Below are 18,463 nucleotides of genomic sequence, written 5' to 3'. Positions count from 1 at the left end.
CGCCGGCGGGGCGGCCGACTGGGTACAATTCGGATCATGCCTGAAGCCGTTACAGCCACACCTGCCTTCGTCCATTTGCGCGTCCATTCCGAGTTCTCGGTGGTGGACGGCATTGTGCGCATTTCCGACCTGATCAAGCGCGTCGCCAAGCTGGGCCAGCCCGCCGTGGCGCTGACCGATCTCTCCAATATCTTTGGCCTGATCAAGTTCTACAAAAGCGCGCGCGGGGCCGGGGTGAAGCCCCTGGCCGGCTGCGATGTCTGGCTGACCAACGACGACGACCCCGACAAGCCATTTCGATTGCTGTTGCTGGTACGCAACCAACAGGGCTACCTGAACCTGTGTGAATTGTTGACCCAGTCGTTCCTGGAAAACCAGGGCCGGGGGCGCGCGGAAATCCGCCGCGAATGGCTGCAGGGCCGGCAAGGCCTGATCGTGCTGTCGGGTGGCCGCGCCGGCGACATCGGCCATGCGCTCGATGCCGGCAATGCCGTCAGCGCGCTCTCGCTGGCGCGTCAGTGGGCACAATTGCTTCCCGGGGCGTTCTACATCGAACTGCAGCGCACCGGCGCCGATGGCGACGAGGCCTACACCCAGGCCGCCATGCGCCTGGCCGCCGAGGCCGGCCTGCCGGTCGTGGCCACCCATCCCGTGCAGTTCCTGGACGAGTCCGAATTCCAGGCCCACGAAGCGCGCGTATGTATTGCCCAGGGCGAAATCCTGGCAGATCCGCGCCGGGTACGCCGTTTCACCAAAGACCAATACCTGCTCAGCACCGAAGAAATGGCCCGGCGCTTTGCCGACGTGCCGTCGGCCCTGGCCAACACGCTGGAAATCGCCAAGCGCTGCAACCTGACGCTGGTGCTGGGCAAGCCGCGCCTGCCCAACTTCCCTACGCCGGACGGCATATCGCTGGACGACTACCTGGTCCAGTTGTCCGAAGAAGGCCTGGAAAAGCGCCTGGAATTCCTGTTTCCCGACGCCGCCGAACGCGAATCCAAGCGCGCGCAGTACTACGAGCGCTTGCGCTGGGAATGCAAGACCATCATCCAGATGGGCTTTCCCGGCTACTTCCTCATCGTTCAAGACTTCATCAACTGGGGCAAGAACAACGGCGTGCCGGTCGGCCCCGGGCGCGGCTCGGGGGCCGGTTCTCTGGTGGCGTACGCGCTGGGCATCACCGACCTCGATCCCATTCGCTACGACCTGCTGTTCGAGCGCTTCCTGAATCCCGAGCGGGTCTCCATGCCCGACTTCGATATCGATTTCTGCCAGGACAACCGCGAACGCGTCATCGACTACGTCAAGATGAAATACGGCCGCGAGGCCGTCAGCCAGATCGCCACGTTCGGTACCTTGGGCGCCAAGGCGGTGGTGCGCGACGCCGGGCGGGTGCTCGACATGCCCTACCTGTTCTGCGACGGGCTGTCCAAGCTGATTCCGTTCAACCCGGCCGATCCCTGGTCGCTCGACCGCACCCTGAAAGACGAGCCGGCCTTCAAAGAACGCTACGAGCAAGAAGAAGAAGTCCGCGCCCTGGTCGACCTGGCGCGCCCGCTCGAGGGCCTGACCCGCAACATCGGCATGCACGCGGGCGGCGTGCTGATCGCGCCGGGCAAGCTTACCGACTTCTGCCCCTTGTATTGCCAGCCCGGCCAGGAAAACAGCGCGGTATCGCAGTTCGACAAAGACGACGTCGAGGCCGCCGGCCTGGTCAAGTTCGACTTCCTGGGCCTGCGCAACCTGACCATCCTGGATTGGGCCGTGCGCTATGTGCGCCAGTTCAACGAGTCCAAGCGCGATTTCGACATCATGGCGCTGTCGCTGGACGACCAGGCCGCCTACAAGGTGCTGTGCGACGCGAACACCACGGCGGTGTTCCAGCTTGAATCGCGCGGCATGAAAGAACTGCTGAAGAAACTTCGGCCCAGCACCTTCGAAGACATCATCGCCATGCTGGCCCTGTATCGCCCGGGGCCGCTCGAATCCGGCATGGTCGACGACTTCGTCAACCGCAAGCATGGGCGCGCCTCGGTCGATTATTTCCATTCCGACCTGGAAGGCACCCTGAAAAGCACCTATGGGGTCATCGTCTACCAAGAACAGGTGATGCTGATCTCGCAGATCATCGGCGGCTACTCGCTGGGTGGCGCCGACCTGCTGCGCCGCGCCATGGGCAAGAAAAAGCCCGAAGAAATGGCCAAGCACCGCGAACTGTTCGAACAGGGCGCCAAAGAAAAGGGCCACGATCCCAACCTGGCGGTCAAGCTGTTCGACCTGATGGAAAAGTTCGCGGGCTACGGCTTCAACAAGTCGCACTCGGCCGCCTATGCGCTCATCGCGTACCAGACCGCCTGGCTGAAGGCGTATCACCCCACCGAATTCCTGGCTGCCACCATGTCCTCGGACATGGACGACACCGACAAGGTGCAGGTGTTCTGCCGCGATGCGCAAGACAACGGCGTGCTGGTGCTGCCGCCCGACGTCAATGCCTCGGGCTATCGCTTCGAGCCCGTGGCCGACGAGCACACCCAGAAGGGCAAGCCGCCACGCACCATGCGCTACGGGCTGGGCGCGGTCAAGGGCACGGGGCAGGGCGCCGTCGAAGAAATCCTGCGCTCGCGCCAGGCCGACGGCCCGTTTGCCAACCTGTTCGACTTCTGCCGGCGCATCAACAAGCATGCCGTCAACCGACGCACCATCGAAGCCCTGATCAAGGCGGGCGCTTTCGATACCATCGAGCCCAACCGCGCGGCCATGCTGGCTTCGGTAGGCACAGCCATGGAAGCGGCCGAACAGGCGGCCCGCAGCGCCAACCAGGTTTCCTTGTTCGGCGACGACAGCAGCGATGTGGTGGCCGGCGAACTCAGCAAGGTGGCCCCCTGGAACCTGCATACCAGGCTTACCGAAGAAAAGGCGGCGCTGGGCTATTACTTCAGCGGCCACTTGTTCGATCACTGGCGCGACGAAGTGCGCCGCATCGTGCCGATGCCGCTGGCGCGCATCGAGCCGCAGCGCGACCTGCAATGGATGTGCGGCGTGCTGGCCGGCGTGCGCACCATGATGACCCGGCGCGGCAAGATGGTGTTCGCCGTGCTCGACGACGGCACCGCCCAGCTCGAAATCTCGGTCTTCAATGAACTGTATGAAAAGCACCGTACGCGCCTGCGCGAAGACCAGTTGATCATCGTGCAGGGCAAGGTCAGCAACGACGATTATTCCGGCGGCATGCGCATCGTCGCCGACCAGCTCTACGACTTGCAGTTGGCGCGCGAAGCGCGCGCCAAGTCGCTGCGCGTGCGGCTCAACGGACAGGCCGATGCCGGCCGGCTGCGCCAGATGCTCAATCCGTTTCGCGCCGAACCCGAGAACGGCGTGCCCGGCGTGCCGGTCGACATCGTGTACGGGCGCGACAACTTCCTGTGCACCGTGCGCCTCGGAGAAGAATGGCGCGTGCGCATGGCCGATACCTTGCTCGAGAACCTGGCTGCCTGGGCCAAGCCCGACGGCGTTGAGGTTACCTACTGATGCAGCCCTTGCGCATTCTTCATTCGGAAGCCGCCGTCGCGTTCGGCGGGCAAGAGCATCGCATCTTCAAAGAAATGCATGCCATGCGGGCGCGCGGCCATCACCTCGAGGCTGTTTGCCAGCCGCAGGCGCAATTGGTGCCCCGGTTGCGCGATGCGGGCTTCACGGTTCATACCGTGCCCATGGGTGGGCTGCTCAACTACCTGAAAGGCGTGGCCGCCGTCAGGCGCATTCTGCATGAGGGCCGCTACGACGTCGTCAATACCCACAGTCGCATCGATACCCTGATCGCCGGCTCCGCCGGACGCCTGTCGGGTACGCCGCTGATCGTGCGTACTCGCCATTTGGCCAGCAAAGTGGGCTCGATGCTGTCGTACACCTGGCTGCCGCATCGGGTCACCACCGTCAGCGACTACGTGCGCCGCTACCTGATCAGCCGCGGCGTGCCGGCCGCGCACATCGCCGCGCTGTATTCGCCGGTAGTGTTGCCGCCGCCCGTCGAGCATTCCACGCTGCGCGGCGAGCTGGGGCTGGCCGACGACGACATCGTGGTGGGCTGCGTTGCCGTGATGCGGGCCGCCAAGGGCCATAAAGACCTCATCGACGCCATCCGGCCGCTGATGGCCGAACGGCCCAAGCTGCACATGGTGTTCGTGGGTTCCGGCTCGCCCACGTTCGAGCAGACCCAGGCCTACGTGCAAGAACTCGGCCTGCAAGATCGCATTCACCTGATGGGCACCCGGCGTGACGTGCCCAACCTGCTGGCGGGCTTCGATATCTTCGCGCTGGCCACCCAGCAGGAAGCGTCCGGCACGGTCTACGTCGAGGCGCAGGCAGCCGGGCTGCCGGTCATCGGCACCAACGTAGGTGGCGTGCCCGAAATGATGCGCGACGGCGTCACCGGCATCCTGGTACCGGTCAAAGACCAGCCCGCGCTAGCTGCCGCCTTGCAGCGCCTGATCGACGACGCGCCGTTGCGCCGCGACATGGGGGCCGCCGGTCGCCGCATGGTCTGGGACGAGGGCGTATTCTCGCCGGCCCGGCTTGCCGAGAACACCGAGGCCGTCTACCGCAAATGGCTGGCGGAAAGGCAAGCATGAACAACGCGCCCAACGTTCCAGTGCTGATGTACCACCACGTCACGCCGTCGGGCGGCATGATCGCCGTGACGCCCGAGGTCTTCGAGCAGCAGATCGCCGGCCTGGCACGTGCCGGCTACACCTCGCTGGGCACGGCCCAGCTGGCCAGCTATCTGGCCGGTGGCCGCGTTCCCGAAAAATCAGTGTTGATCACGTTCGACGACGGCTATCTGAACAACTGGACCTACGCCCACCCCGTACTGCAGCGCTACGGCATGAAGGCCGTGCTGTTCCTGGTTACCGGCTGGGTGGGGCAGGGCGATGTGCGTCCGTGCGCCGGCCAGGGGGTGCCCTTGCCGGCATCGCCCGACCACCACGAGACCAAGCGCCTGGTGGCTGCGGGCCGCACCGACGAGGTCATCCTGCGCTGGAGCGAGGCCCAGGCCATGCTGGCCGCGGGCACGTTCGAGATCCACTCGCATACCCACACGCACACCCGCTGGGACAAGCAGTGCGGGTCCGACGTCGCCGCCAAGCGCGAACATATCGCGCGCGAGCTGGCCGATTCCCGGGCCGCGCTCACAGAACAGCTGGGGCCGGCCAGCGACCACCTCTGCTGGCCGCAGGGCTATTTCGACGACGACTACGTGCAGGCGGCACGCGAGGCCGGTTTCCGGCATTTGTATACCACCGACCCGCTGGGGCAAAATTTGCCAGGCACCGATCCCGGGCATATCTACCGCTTCGCCGTGCGCAACCTGGGTGGCTCGTGGCTGAACCGCCGCATCTGGATGTCGCGCCATCCCGTATGGGGGCCGCGCTATCACGCTTGGAAAGCCTGGAAAAAGCGCATGAGGAACCGCGCATGACACTTTCGGTCATTATCATCGCCAAGAACGAAGCGGCCCATATCGTCGGTTGCCTCGAATCCGTGGCGTTTGCCGACGAGTTCATCGTGGTCGATTCCGGCAGCACCGACAACACCGTGGCGCTGGCGCGCGACTTCGGCGCGCAGGTTCACGTCACGTCCGACTGGCCCGGGTTCGGGCCGCAGAAAAACCGTGCCTTGGACCTGGCCACCGGCGACTGGGTCCTGTCTATCGACGCCGACGAACGCGTTACTCCCGAATTGGCGCGCGAGATCCAGGCCGTGCTGGCCGCGCCGAAGGCTGACGCCTACGAGATCGCCCGGTTGTCCGACTTCTGCGGCCGCCTGATCCGCCACAGCGGCTGGTGGCCCGACTACGTGCTGCGCTTGTTCAAGCGCGGCTCCGCCCGTTTCACCGACGCCGCCGTACACGAACGCGTCGTACCCGATGCCCAGCCGCTGCGCCTGGAAGGTCATTTCCTGCACTATCCCTATCCCGACCTGGATGCGCTGATCAACAAGGCCAACCGCTATTCCTCCGATGCGGCCGCGATGATGCATGCACGCGGCAAGCGCGCCACTGTTTTCAGCGCGTTGGGCCATGGGTTCTGGACCTTCATACGCATCTACCTGATCCGCCGCGGTTTTCTCGATGGCCGCCATGGCCTGGTGCTGGCCGTGACAGCGGCGGCAGGCAGCTTCTTTCGCTACGCCAAGCTCAGTTTCCTGTCCGATGTTCGCAAGTGAAGATTCTTTACACCAATTTCCATCCGCGTAACGGTGGAGGGCATACTACGTATGTCACCAGCCTGGCCCGTTCGCTGGCCGATACGCAGCAAATCACGGTGGCTTCCCCGGGTACCAGCCGGCTGTTCCGCTATGCCGCCGCGGTACCTGGCGTGCGGGCGGTGCACATGCGCTTTTCCACCCGCCTCTCGTCATGGTTGAATGAACGGGCCGCGCTCAGTCGGTTGATAGCTCGCGAGCGCTACGACATCATCCACGTCAATGGCTCTGCCGATCACAAGCAGGTCATGCTGGCGCTGGCCGGCCAGCGCCAGCGGCCGCGCGTCGTTTTCACCAAGCATAACGACCTCCGCCTGGACACACCGGGCCATTGGCTGCGCGCGCACCTGGCCACCGACCGCGTCATCGCCGTCAGCGACTATGTGCGCAGGCTGCTTGAACATTCGGCATATCGGCACTGTGCCGTCGATACGATTCGGCACGGTATCGACACCGCCCACTTCGCGCCCTTGCAGCCGCAGGCCGTGGATGCCTTACGCGATCGCCACTTTGGCGTGGACTGGCGCGGAAAGCTGCTGCTGGGCAGTGCGGGGGGTACCGATTACGATAAGGGTTGGCTCGACCTGGTCGAGGCTGCCGGCAGCCTGCCTGCCAACCAGCGTGAACGCATTCTGATCCTGGTTGCGGGCGATCCGCCCAATGAGGCCAAGCTGGCGCGCGTGCACGCCGCAGGCATGCGGGGCCAAGTGGTGTTCCCAGGGCTGCTCGACGATGTGCGCGACGCGCTGGCATGCTGCCACGCGGGCTTCGTGTTGTCGTATCGCGAAGCCCTGTCTTATGCCTGCCGCGAAATGATGTCTCTGGGTTTGCCCGCGCTGGTCAGCAATGCCGGTGGTTTGCCCGAAAATGTCACCGATGGCGTCGACGGCTGGATCATGCCGGTGCGCGATGTGCCAGCCATCGCCACGGTATTGCAAAGCATGCTGCAAGACCCCGACCGCCTGGCTGCCATGGGTGCCGCGGCCCGTCGCACCGCGGTCGGGCACTTCGGCCTGGCGTGTTTTGCCCAGGCTACGCTGAATGCGTATCGGCAGGCACTGGCGGCCTGAACTGGCCGCGCCGGCCATGGCCGGTTATTCGCTGCGCGGCACCGTACACAGTTCGCGCAGTATTTCGGCAAAGCGTTCCTCGGCCTGCAAGGGTACGTCGCGTACACGCCGGATCAGGCTGATCGGTGGCAGTTCCCAGTCGAAATTCCATGGAATCAGGGCCACGCGCCGGTTCTTGCACAGTTCCATAGCGATATCCTCAGGCACGATCGACAGCAAGTCGTCGTTGCCGGCCAACAGGCCCTCGATCACTTCCAGCGAATAGGTTTCCACGATAGGCAGCGGGGGCTGGGCCTGGGCGCGCACGAATAACTCGGTCACCATATTGCCGATAGGCGTGGCCGGCGATGGCAAGATCCAGTTCATCGAGGCCAACTCACGCCAATCCGGTTGGCGGCGGGCCATGCGCTGCGCCAGGCGCGGGTTGGCGATCAGGGCAGGGTGCTGCGCGTACAACAGTTCATGCCACACGTCGCGCGCCCCGGCGATGGCCGATGCGCGGCCTATTACGCAATCCAGTTCATGGCTGCGCAGGTCCCGCAACAAGTGGTCGGTGGTGGCGCGCTGCAGCGTCACAGTGATGCGGTGGCGGCTGCCCAGCCATTCGATCGCGCGCGTCAGCAATGGCCCCGATACGAACGGCACCGCGCCGATGTTCAGGTGGGTGGCATGCCCGCTGTGCAGTGCATCGATCTCACCCGCCCAGTGTTCCAGATCCTGCAGCATGTGCTGTGCGCGTACCAATGCCAATTGCCCCAGCGGCGTGGGCTGCAGCCCATGGCGCGAGCGCACGAACAGGGGGCCGCCGAAAATGCTTTCGATCTCGGCCAGTGTCTTGGTGGCCGCGGGTTGGCTGACACCGGCTTCCTGCGCCACGCGCGTCAGCGATCGATGCCGTTCCATGGCCAGCAGCAGCGTCAAGTGGCGGCTTTTCAGGCGAGAGGTCAGGCGGATCAGTGTCGACATGGTGGCTCGAGCCGTTGGGGAAAGAATGCTGAACTATAACTAAACGGTTATTGATTGATTATCAAAACAATCAATTGCGTTATTTCACGGACCTATACTGCTCGGATCATTCCTCACTTGCAGCCACCGATCCGCTGTGTCCACGCCTGCTTTCACCACCCGCCCAGAAATCCGCGGCACCTTCGGTGTCGTGTCATCCACGCATTGGCTGGCATCGCAGGTCGCCATGGGCGTGCTTGAGCGTGGCGGCAACGCTTTTGACGCCGCCGTGGCGGGCGGCTTCATGCTGCAGGTTGTCGAGCCGCATCTCAATGGCCCCGGCGGCGAGGTGCCCATCCTGTTCTGGAGCGAACCGGAACGGCGCATGCGCGAACTGTGCGGGCAAGGCCCGGCGCCCGCCTTGGCCACGCCGGCTTATTTCCGCCAGCAGGGTTTCGAGCTGGTACCCGGCATCGGCCTCTTGCCCGCCACGGTGCCAGGCGCTTTCGGGGCCTGGCTGGCGCTGCTGCGCGACTACGGCACCTGGGACCTGCAAGATGTGCTGGCGCCGGCCATCGCCTACGCCGAGAACGGCTTTCCGCTTGTGCCGCGCATCGTCCAGGCCATTGCCGCGGTCGAGTCGCTGTTCCGCACGGAATGGACTTCGTCGGCCGCCGTGTGGCTGCCCGATGGCCGCCTGCCGCATCCCGAATCGGTCATGCGTACGCCGGCCATCGCGCAAACCTATCGGCGTATCCTGGCGGAATCGGCGGATGCCGCTGGTGGCCGGGAAGGCCGCATCCAGGCCGCGCACGACATTTGGTACCGGGGCTTCGTGGCACACGCGATCGACGACTTCTACCGCAATCAGCGCATCCGCGACTGCAGTGGCGAGCGCAATGCCGGGCTGCTGCGCTGCGAAGACATGGCTGATTGGCGGGCCACTTACGGCCAGCCGGCCACCCTGGACTACGGCCGCTATACGGTTGCGAAGTGCGGCCCATGGTCGCAGGGACCGGTGTTCCTGCAGCAACTGGCCATGCTGCGCCACCTGGACATCGAGGGCCTGCAGGCCGATTCTCCACAGTTCGTGCACCGCCTGGCCGAGGTCGCCAAGCTGGCTTTTGCCGACCGCCTGGCCTGGTATGGCGACCCTGCCCATACCGACGTGCCGCTGGCCGCACTGCTGAGCGATGACTATGCGCGCGCCCGCGCCGTTGCTGTCGGTGCCGGTGCCCAGACGCAACTGCAGCCCGGCAGCCCGGCGGGCCGCATGCCGCGGCTGCCTGACCTGCAAGCCGCCGATCGCGCTCTGGCCGCCGCCGACACGCGCTACGGTGTGGGCGAGCCGACGTTCGCGTCATTGCCGCCCATACACGAATGGGCGGCCCGCGAGATTTTCGTGGGCGATACCTGCCACCTGGATGTCATCGACCGTCACGGCAACATGGTGGCCGCCACGCCATCCGGCGGTTGGCTGTCGTCCAGCCCGGTGGTTCCCGAGCTGGGCTTTTCGATCACCACGCGCCTGCAAATGACTTGGCTGGACGAGGGCCTGCCCGGCACCCTGCAGCCGGGCAAGCGTCCATGCACCACGCTGTCGCCCGGCCTGGCCTTGCGCGATGGCGAACCGTACATGGTGTTCGGCACACCCGGCGGCGACCAGCAGGACCAGTGGACGGTGGCATTCTTCATGCGCCACGCGGCGCTGGGCATGAATCTGCAAGAAGCCATCGACGCCCCGGCCTGGCACATCGACCATTTTCCGGGCTCATTCTGGCCGCGCACCACCATCTTGAATCGCCTGACGCTCGAATCGCGTTTTCCGGTTGAAACGGTCGATGCCTTGCGGGCCGCAGGTCACGACGCGCGTGTCGGCCCGGCATGGTCGGAAGGCCGTATCAGCGCCTGCACCCGCGAACCGGCCGCCGGCGGGCTGCTGTTGCGCGCCGCCGCCAACCCGCGCGGCATGCAAGGCTACGCCGTTGGGCGTTGAGCGCCCTCGGGCATCACCATTTTCCACACCACAGTCTGCACAAGACACGACAAGGGGTAAGCCATGATATTTTCCGTACGCAAGTTCCTGGCGCCATTGGCGCTGGCCGCCTCCGTGCTGCCCGCAGCCGCCCATGCCGGCTGGCCCGAGAAGCCCGTCACCATCATCGTTCCCTGGGCCGCGGGCGGGTCTACCGATATCCTGGCGCGCTTGCTGTCCGAGCACATGACGCAGTCGCTGGGCCAGCCCGTCGTGGTCGAGAATCGGTCCGGCGCGTCGGGCAATATCGGCTCGGCCCAGGTGGCGCGTGCCGAACCCGATGGCTACACCTTGTTGGTGGGCTCCATGAGCACGCACACAATGAACCAGGCCATGTACTCCAACATGCCCTTCGATGGCGTGAAAGACTTCACGCCCATTGCCGAGCTGGCGCTGGTGACCAACACCATGGTCATCAACCCTTCGCTACCGGTCAAGAACGTGGCCGAATTCATCGAATACGCCAAGGCGCGGCCCGAGAAAATAGCCTACGCCTCGGCGGGGGCCGGCTCTACCAACCATCTCAGCGCCGCGCTGTTTGAAAAAGCCACCGGCATCCGCATGCTGCACGTGCCGTACCGGGGCGGGGCGCCGGCCGTCATGGATACCGTGGCCGATCGCACCCAGTTGCTGTTCAGCGCCGGTACCCAGACCTTGCCGCATGTGCAGGTGGGCAAGCTCAAGCTGCTGGCCGTGACCGAAAGCCGCCGTTCGCCGTTGTTGCCCGACGTTCCCACCGTAGCCGAGACCTTGCCGGGTTACGAGCTGGCTGTCTGGTATGGCGCCTTCGGCCCGGCCGGCATGGATCCGGCCCTGGTCCAGCGCCTGAACAAAGAGATCAACCAGGTGCTGGCCAAGCCCGAAGTCATCAAGAAAATGGGAGATATGGGGGTCGAGGTCATGCAGACCACCCCGGCCCAGTTCGCCGACACGCTGGCCCGCGACGCAGACAAGTATGGCAAGCTGGTACGCGACCTGGGGATCACGCTGCAATGACGCAACGCCAATTCGCCGATGCCTTGGCGGCACACATCGATCCGCTGGCGCAAGGCTGCGCCAGCCACGATCCCCAGGCGTTGTTCGGTGCCATCGACGCATTCGCGCAGCAGACGCTGGGGCAGCGCCTGTGCACGATCAATCGCTATGACCCTGGCCCCATGACCGTCGTGCGTCAGTACAGCTCGAACGCCGATGCCTATCCGCCCGGGGGCATGAAACACAAGGCCGGTACTGCCTGGGGCCGCCAGGTTTTGCTCGAGCAGCGCTTGTTCATCGGGCAGGGCACCGAGGCCATACGCCAGGCGTTCGACGACCACGCCGCTATTGCGGCGCTGGGCTTGCAGTCGGTGATCAACGTGCCGGTGGTGGCGCGCGGGGTCTGCCTGGGTACGGTGAATTTCCTGATGACTGCCAAGACAGTCACGCCCGAGCACGTGGCCGTGGCCAGGCTGGCGGGATTGCTGGCCGTGCCTGGCCTGTTGACAGCCACCTGAATTTGGCCGTGCGCGGCATGGGCATCAGGATGCCGGCGCCGTCTCGGCTTCCAGCCGGGCCAGCCAGGCGATGGCTTCGTCACGGTTGCCCGCGCACATGTCCTTTTGCGGCTGCAGGCCCCCGCAAAAATCCGGCCGCGAGGGGTCGCCAAAGATCGCGCAGCGCATGTCGGGCATCAATTGCACGCAGGGCACGCCAGCAGGCTTGCCATTCGGCATGCCCGGCAGGGGCCGGGTAATCGACGGCGCGATGCAACAGGCCCCGCATCCGGGCCGGCATGCCAGCGCAGTGTAGCCGTCCATGTCTACACCCAACCCCGCAGCCAATACACCAGCAGGCCGGCGTATTCCTTGATGATCGAGCGGCTGGCATCCAGCGTGCGCCGATGCGGTATCCAGGGCGACACCGAGCCATCGGGTGGCAACACGATCTGAGGCGGTGTCGACGCAGGAATGGCTGCCACCCCTTGTTTGGAAAATGCAGCCATGGCACGCGGCATGTGCAGTGCCGAGGTCACCAGCAAAATCTTCCCGTAGCCATGCTCTTTGAGCTCTTCTTCGGTCAGCATGGCGTTTTCGTAGGTCGTGCGGCTGGAATTCTCAAGCAGCAGGGCCTCGTCGGGCACGCCTTGCTGCTTCATCAGGAAGGCCATGCCGCGCGCTTCGCTGATGTCGCCTTCCAGCGCGCCGCCCGACAACACCACCCGGGGGGCCCGGTGCGCCTGGTATAGCTTCACCGCGGTATCGACCCGCACAATGGCGGTTTCCTTGTCATAGGGCAGGAACCAGTTGGCGCGGCCGTTGGCAGTGTTGCCGCCCAGCACCACGATCGCATCCGCCGTGGGCAGTTGGGCCGCCGGCTGGTGCGGGTAGCGCGCCTCCAGCGAACCGCCCAGCCATACGGACGTGGCCGGCAGCGACCAGGCCAGCATCCAGGCCAGCCCGAAAGCGGCCAGGGCCGCGCCGGTGCGGCGCAGGCGAAACAAGCCCAGCACCAGTCCCAGTACGACCAGGGTCACGCAAAGATTCAGGGGAATGATCAAGTTGGCCAAGTAGTTCGTCATGGTCATGTAAACAATGCGGTCACGGTGCCGTTTCCAGCAGGGCGTACGCTTCGCGTTCGACCTCTTCGGCGTCCGGCCAGTTCCGGCCCGAGCCTACGCATACCGCGCGGGGCGACCAGGGCCCCGTGCGGCCGGGGTTCGTGACGCCGAACAGCGTCAATTGTCGCGCGCCAGCGGCGGCGGCCACGTGCGACACCCCCGAATCATTGCACACCACCAGTGCGGCGCGCGCCGTCAACGCGGCGAACGCGCCCAGCGGCACGGCGGGCAGCAAGCGGGCAGTGGGGGCGTTGCGCGCGGCTTCGTCGGCTTCGGCCGGAGGAGGGCACATTACCACGATATGGCCTCGTGCCTGCAGGGCCCGGGTCAGGGCATCGAACCCGGGCCAGACCTTGATCCTGCCCTTGTGCAGGCCGGTGGCCGTGGGGGCGATCAGCACGAAGCGCTGGCCCGCCAGCCCCGCGTCGCGCAGCAGGGCCTCGGCCGCTTCGCGGTGCGCCGGCGTCATCGGCAGGTTCAGCAAGGGGCCCGGTTGATCGGGCCCGCACGGCAGGCCCCAGCGCCCCAGGGCGGTGCGGGTCAGGTAATACCAGGACTGCACGGCATGCAGGCTGGGGTCAGGCTTGGCAATCGGCCAGCGTAGCAGCAGGCTGCGGCCATCGTCCCGGTACCCGGCGCTGGGCACGCCCGCCAGGCGGAACACCGCAGCGCTCGACAGCGAGTCGGGCAGGGTCAGGCCATGCGGGTGTCCCGCGGCGACCCCCGGCGCACGGCGGTGCTCGCGCACGGCGCGGGCGTCGTCCCACAGTCGGCCGCGCATGGGAATGAACCCGTGCTTGGCCACGCCATCGAGCAGGTCGCGCGCCCAGGGGCGGGCGCACACCACCAGCGGCAAGCCAGTGTCTCCCAGCAAGGCCAGGCTGGGCAGGCTCATGCAGACATCGCCCACCCAGTTGGGTAATCTGACATACAGGCACGAAATTTGGGGCATGGGCAGTAACGGGCTCTTGGACAGTGAACGGTACAATTCCGAGCACAATTGTATTAAAGCGAGTCGCCCCTTGAATTCTGCCGCACGCAATGCACCCGCCGGGTCCCATCCGGTCAAGGCCGATCTCTGGAAGCGCGTCTACAGCCGCGTGGGTTCTTACTGGAAGGGCCTGCTGCTGGCCATCCTGCTGATGGCCGGCGCGGCCGCCACCCAGCCCACCCTGGCCATCATCATGAAGCCCCTGCTCGACGACGGCTTCACGGGGGCCAAACCCTACTTCGTGTGGGCGCTGCCCCTGGCGGTGGTCGGCCTGATCTTCCTGCGCGGCGTGTGCAACTTCTTCAGCGACTATCTGCTGGCGTGGGTGGCCAACAATGTGCTGCTCGGCATCCGCCGCGACATGTTCGATCGCCTGCTGGGCCTGCCCGATTCCGACTTCAAGCGCGGCGACACCGGGCGCCTGCTCAACCGCTTCACCATCGACGCCGGCAACGTCACCGGTTACGCGACCGACGTCATTACCGTGCTGGTGCGCGAAACCCTGGTGGTCATCGCGCTGATCTGCGTGCTGTTCTACATGTCCTGGATGCTGACGCTCATCATCCTGATCATGCTGCCGGTGTCCATCCTGATCGCCCGGGTATTCATCCGGCGGCTGCGCCGCATCAACCGCGACACCGTCAACATGAATGCCGAGCTGACCCGCGTGGCCAGCGAAGGCATCAATGGCCAGCGCGTCATCAAGCTGTTCGACGGCTACGAAGCCGAACGCGGCCGTTTCGCCTTCGTCAATGCGCGCCTGCGGCGTTTCGCCATGCGCACCGCCACGGCCGACGCCGCCATGACCCCGCTCACGCAGGTCTGCATCTCGATCTCGGTGGGCGCGATCATCGCTGTCGCCCTGAGCCAGGCCAATAGCGGGACGCTCACGGTGGGCAGCTTCGCATCGTTCATGGCCGCTCTGGCGCAGATCTTCGACCCCATCAAGCGCCTGACCAACCTGGCGGGCAAAATGCAGAGAATGCTGGTGGCCGCCGAAAGCGTGTTCACGCTGGTCGACCAGGAACCCGAGGTCGATACGGGCACCCGTACGCTGCCCGAGCCCGTGCGGGGCAAGATCGAATTCCGCCAGGTCACGCACCGCTTCCACGACGCCGAGCACGATACCGTCAGCAATATTTCACTGCACGTGGAGCCCGGCCAGACGGTGGCTCTGGTGGGCCGCTCCGGCAGCGGCAAGACCACCCTGGTCAATATGCTGCCGCGCTTTGTGCTACCCGATTCCGGCACCATCCTGGTCGACGACGTACCCATCAACGAACTCAAATTGCGCAGCCTGCGTTCGCACCTGTCGCTGGTCAGCCAGGACGTCGTACTGTTCGATGACACCATCGCCGCCAACGTCGGCTATGGCGCGCTGGGCCAGGCCAGCGACGACCAGGTGCGCGAAGCTCTGGCTGCCGCCAACCTGCTTGATTTCGTCAACGCGCTGCCCAAGGGCATGCACACCCACGTGGGCGAAAACGCAGCACGCTTGTCGGGCGGCCAGCGGCAGCGTCTGGCCATCGCCCGCGCACTCATCAAGAATGCCCCCATCCTCATCCTGGACGAAGCCACCTCGGCGCTCGACAACGAGTCCGAGCGTCAAGTGCAAGCCTCGCTCGAGCAACTGATGCGCGGCCGCACCACCCTGGTCATTGCGCATCGCCTGTCCACGGTCCAGAATGCCGACCGCATCATCGTGCTCGACGCGGGCCAGATCGTCGAACAGGGGCCGCACACCGAACTGCTGGCGGCGCAAGGCCTGTACGCATCGCTGTACAACATGCAGTTCCGCGAAGACTGACCGCCCATCCGCCCCATGCCTGCCCGCCCTTGCCGGGGCCGAGGCAGGGCCGTGGGTCATGGCGGCCTACCTGACGAAAAGCTGAACTAGAATCGACATATCTCAGTCGGCTCTCGAGGGCATTGCTAGGCATCCGCAGCCTGGCCGCGCAAAGCCCCCGTGTTCAGGACACGCGAATGCTTGCATTCTTCGATGCGCTCGACCTGGGCGCCGTGATTCAAATCATCCTGATCGACATCCTGCTGGGTGGCGATAACGCGGTTGTCATCGCCCTGGCCTGCCGCGGCTTGCCGCCGAACCGGCGCATGCAGGGGATACTCTGGGGGACGGTAGGCGCAGTCGTGATGCGCGTCGCGCTGATCAGTTTTGCGCTGACGGTGCTCGATGTGCCGTTCCTGAAAATCGGCGGCTGCCTGCTGCTGCTGTGGATCGGCATCAAGCTGTTCGTTCCACAGCATGGCCACGACCCGCGCGGCAACATCAAAAGCAGCGCCTCGGTGCTGGGCGCAGTCAAGACCATCGTCGTGGCGGATTTCGCCATGAGCCTGGACAATGTCATCGCCATTGCGGGCGCGGCCGGCAACACCCCCGCCGGGCACCAGGTCTTCTACGTCGTATTCGGCTTGCTGGTCAGCGTGCCCATCATCGTGTGGGGCAGCACGCTGGTGCTCAAGCTGATGGACCGGTTCCCGCTGCTGATCGCATTCGGCGCAGGCCTGCTGGGATGGATCGCCGGAAACATGCTGATCACGGACGCCTTTTTCGTCGAGCGCCTGGGCGAACCCCATACCGTGGCCAAGCTTGCCGCGGGGCTGGCGGGCGCGTTCGTGGTTGTTGCCGTCGGCAAGCGGCTGGCGGCATACCAGCAGTCGGGCCGCGGGAAGCTGGACGACACCGATCTGTGATTCTTTGACTCTGCTTCGCGGGCCAGGGGCCGGCGGCGGCAGGCCGGCCCCTGGCGATCAGGTCAGGATGATGTCGTACTGTTCCTGCGAATAAGCGGTTTCTACTTCCAGCGATACCGTCTTGCCGACGAAATCGCCCAGCATGGCCAAATGCTGGCTTTCTTCTTCCAGGAACAGGTCAACCACGTTCTGCGAGGCCAGAATGCGAAATTCGCGCGGATTGAACTGGCGTGCCTCGCGCAGGATCTCGCGCAAAATCTCATAGCACACGGTGCGTGCCGTGCGCACCGTGCCACGCGCCTCGCACATGGGGCAGGGCTCGCACAACTGATGCGCCAGCGAATCGCGGGTACGCTTGCGCGTCATTTCCACCAGGCCCAACTGCGTGAAGCCGTTGACCGTCATGCGGGTGCGGTCGCGCGACAGGGCTTTCTTCAGCTCGGCCAGCACGGTATCGCGATGCTCCGTGTCTTCCATGTCGATGAAATCCAGGATCACGATGCCGCCCAGGTTGCGCAGCCTGAGCTGCCGCGCAATCGCCTGCGCCGCTTCCAGGTTGGTCTTGAAAATCGTGTCGTCGAAGTTGCGGCCGCCTACGAACCCGCCAGTGTTGACGTCCACCGTAGTCAGCGCCTCGGTCTGGTCGATGATCAGGTAGCCTCCCGATTTCAGGTCCACCCGCCGCGACAAGGCGCGCGCGATCTCTTCGTCGACATTGGCTGTGTCGAACAGCGGCCGTTCGCCGCTGTAGTGCTGGATACGGTCGGCCACCGAGGGCGTATAGACCCGCGCCCAGTCGGTCAGGGCCGTCGTGGTCGTGCGCGAGTCGACCTGGATCACGCCGGTATTCAGGCCCACCATGTCGCGCAGTACGCGCTGCGCCAGGGTCAGGTCCTGGTGCAGCAGCGCCGGCGCGGGTTGGCTGCGCGCGGCCGTCTGTACGCGATTCCACAGCTTGCGCAGATATTCCAGGTCGGCGCTCAGCTCTTCATCGGTGGCGCCTTCGGCCTGCGTACGTACGATCAGGCCGCCTTTTTCCTCTTCCGGAATCAGCGCCTGCAGGCGTTCGCGCAATTGAATACGCTCGGACTCCGAATCGATTTTCTGCGAGATCCCGATATGGGGATCATGCGGCAAGTAAACCAGCATGCGTCCGGCGATACTGATCTGGGTCGATAGTCGTGCGCCCTTGGTGCCCAGCGGATCCTTGATCACTTGCACCATCAGCGTCTGGCCCTCGAACAGCAGCTTCTCGATGGCGGTAGGCGTCAATCCCTGGCTGCGCTCGCTACGGTTCTCGCGCAGGTCGGCAATATGGATGAAGGCGGCGCGCTCCAGCCCCACATCGATGAAGGCGCTCTGCATGCCGGGCAGTACCCGTACCACGCGTCCCAGGTAGATGTTTCCGACGTGGCCGCGCTGAATGCTGCGTTCGACATGAAGCTCCTGAACCGCGCCTTGTTCGACCAGCGCGACCCGCGTTTCAAAAGGGGTGATATTGATCAGGATGTCTTCGCTCATGGGCATGGTTGGCGCGTCGTGGTCCAGCTCGCATAGTAAACGGTGACGCACGCCTGGCAAGCGCCTGCGCGTAGCGCTGCACGCATGGCAGGCCTGCTATTTGCAGTGCGCGCAGCGGCCCAGGAATTCGTGTATAGTCTCGCTCTTTCGCGGTTCGGGCGGCGGTGCTGCCGGGGCGGCGGGAAGGCGGCAGGCAGGCAGCAAATCAGGCGCGGTTGATTTGACAGGTTGCAGGAAAGGCCTCATAATCTCGTTTCTGTGCTGCAAGAACAGCACCGCAGTAGGCAGTACCGCTCTTTAACAACGAAACAACCGATAAGTGTGGGCGCTTG

General features: G+C 65.0%; 15 protein-coding genes. 10 read left to right on the top strand and 5 right to left on the bottom strand.

Going from position 1 to position 18,463, the window contains the following annotated elements; translation table 11 throughout:
• Window positions 1-36: 36 nt before the first annotated feature.
• The 5 genes from dnaE to KW845_RS27425 are packed head-to-tail and all read left to right on the top strand — an operon-like array spanning window position 37 to window position 7,331.
• Entirely contained in the window at window positions 37-3,528 is a 3,492-nt protein-coding gene (gene dnaE / locus KW845_RS27445) for a DNA polymerase III subunit alpha (RefSeq protein WP_218372586.1), read from the top strand.
• Window positions 3,528-4,628 carry a glycosyltransferase family 4 protein gene (locus KW845_RS27440; RefSeq protein WP_218372585.1) on the top strand — a complete coding sequence of 367 codons (1,101 nt, stop codon included), beginning with the start codon at window positions 3,528-3,530 and terminating at the stop codon, window positions 4,626-4,628. Before dnaE ends, KW845_RS27440 begins: the two co-directional genes overlap by 1 nt.
• On the top strand, window positions 4,625-5,476 hold the full coding sequence (locus KW845_RS27435) for a polysaccharide deacetylase family protein (RefSeq protein WP_218372584.1): 852 nt from the start codon (window positions 4,625-4,627) through the stop codon (window positions 5,474-5,476). The genes KW845_RS27440 and KW845_RS27435 overlap by 4 nt, the downstream gene beginning before the upstream one ends.
• Window positions 5,473-6,222 carry a glycosyltransferase family 2 protein gene (locus KW845_RS27430; RefSeq protein ID WP_218372583.1) on the top strand — a complete coding sequence of 250 codons (750 nt, stop codon included), beginning with the start codon at window positions 5,473-5,475 and terminating at the stop codon, window positions 6,220-6,222. The genes KW845_RS27435 and KW845_RS27430 overlap by 4 nt, the downstream gene beginning before the upstream one ends.
• On the top strand, window positions 6,219-7,331 hold the full coding sequence (locus KW845_RS27425) for a glycosyltransferase family 4 protein (protein ID WP_218372582.1): 1,113 nt from the start codon (window positions 6,219-6,221) through the stop codon (window positions 7,329-7,331). The genes KW845_RS27430 and KW845_RS27425 overlap by 4 nt, the downstream gene beginning before the upstream one ends.
• Before the next feature lie 24 nt (window positions 7,332-7,355).
• On the opposite strand, the gene KW845_RS27420 is transcribed toward KW845_RS27425, so the two are convergent.
• Complete coding sequence (locus KW845_RS27420) at window positions 7,356-8,297, bottom strand: LysR substrate-binding domain-containing protein (protein WP_218372581.1); 942 nt, start codon at window positions 8,295-8,297, stop codon at window positions 7,356-7,358.
• 136 nt (window positions 8,298-8,433) lie between these two features.
• On the opposite strand from KW845_RS27420, the gene KW845_RS27415 reads away from it, so the two are divergent.
• From KW845_RS27415 to KW845_RS27405, 3 genes are all read left to right on the top strand, one after another.
• The gene (locus KW845_RS27415; RefSeq protein ID WP_370628304.1) at window positions 8,434-10,272 is read left to right on the top strand and encodes a gamma-glutamyltransferase family protein; all 1,839 of its coding nucleotides are present in this window, start codon (window positions 8,434-8,436) and stop codon (window positions 10,270-10,272) included.
• Between the two features lie 63 nt (window positions 10,273-10,335).
• Window positions 10,336-11,307: a tripartite tricarboxylate transporter substrate binding protein gene (locus KW845_RS27410; protein WP_218372580.1), complete on the top strand. Its 972-nt coding sequence runs from the start codon at window positions 10,336-10,338 to the stop codon at window positions 11,305-11,307.
• On the top strand, window positions 11,304-11,804 hold the full coding sequence (locus KW845_RS27405; RefSeq protein ID WP_218372579.1) for a GAF domain-containing protein: 501 nt from the start codon (window positions 11,304-11,306) through the stop codon (window positions 11,802-11,804). Before KW845_RS27410 ends, KW845_RS27405 begins: the two co-directional genes overlap by 4 nt.
• Before the next feature lie 24 nt (window positions 11,805-11,828).
• Here KW845_RS27405 and KW845_RS27400 read toward each other — a convergent pair whose 3' ends face one another.
• The 3 genes from KW845_RS27400 to KW845_RS27390 are packed head-to-tail and all read right to left on the bottom strand — an operon-like array spanning window position 11,829 to window position 13,859.
• A complete protein-coding gene (locus tag KW845_RS27400; protein ID WP_218372578.1) occupies window positions 11,829-12,107 on the bottom strand; it encodes a YkgJ family cysteine cluster protein in 279 nt (92 codons plus the stop codon).
• A gap of 2 nt (window positions 12,108-12,109) precedes the next feature.
• A complete protein-coding gene (locus KW845_RS27395; RefSeq protein ID WP_218372577.1) occupies window positions 12,110-12,874 on the bottom strand; it encodes a YdcF family protein in 765 nt (254 codons plus the stop codon).
• Between the two features lie 13 nt (window positions 12,875-12,887).
• Window positions 12,888-13,859, bottom strand: a complete 972-nt coding sequence (locus KW845_RS27390) for a glycosyltransferase family 9 protein (RefSeq protein WP_218372576.1) — start codon at window positions 13,857-13,859, stop codon at window positions 12,888-12,890.
• A gap of 70 nt (window positions 13,860-13,929) precedes the next feature.
• On the opposite strand from KW845_RS27390, the gene msbA reads away from it, so the two are divergent.
• Together msbA and KW845_RS27380 are read left to right on the top strand one after the other, a co-directional pair.
• Window positions 13,930-15,705: a lipid A export permease/ATP-binding protein MsbA gene (gene msbA, locus KW845_RS27385; RefSeq protein ID WP_218372575.1), complete on the top strand. Its 1,776-nt coding sequence runs from the start codon at window positions 13,930-13,932 to the stop codon at window positions 15,703-15,705.
• 176 nt (window positions 15,706-15,881) lie between these two features.
• Window positions 15,882-16,610 carry a TerC family protein gene (locus KW845_RS27380; RefSeq protein WP_218372574.1) on the top strand — a complete coding sequence of 243 codons (729 nt, stop codon included), beginning with the start codon at window positions 15,882-15,884 and terminating at the stop codon, window positions 16,608-16,610.
• 57 nt (window positions 16,611-16,667) lie between these two features.
• On the opposite strand, the gene rng is transcribed toward KW845_RS27380, so the two are convergent.
• A complete protein-coding gene (gene rng, locus KW845_RS27375) occupies window positions 16,668-18,131 on the bottom strand; it encodes a ribonuclease G (RefSeq protein WP_218372821.1) in 1,464 nt (487 codons plus the stop codon).
• Between the last annotated feature and the right edge of the window lie 332 nt (window positions 18,132-18,463).

Origin of the sequence: Bordetella sp. BOR01 (assembly GCF_019218885.1) — a bacterium.
GTDB lineage: Bacteria > Pseudomonadota > Gammaproteobacteria > Burkholderiales > Burkholderiaceae_B > Bordetella_A.
This window is presented reverse-complemented; position numbering and strand designations above follow the sequence as displayed.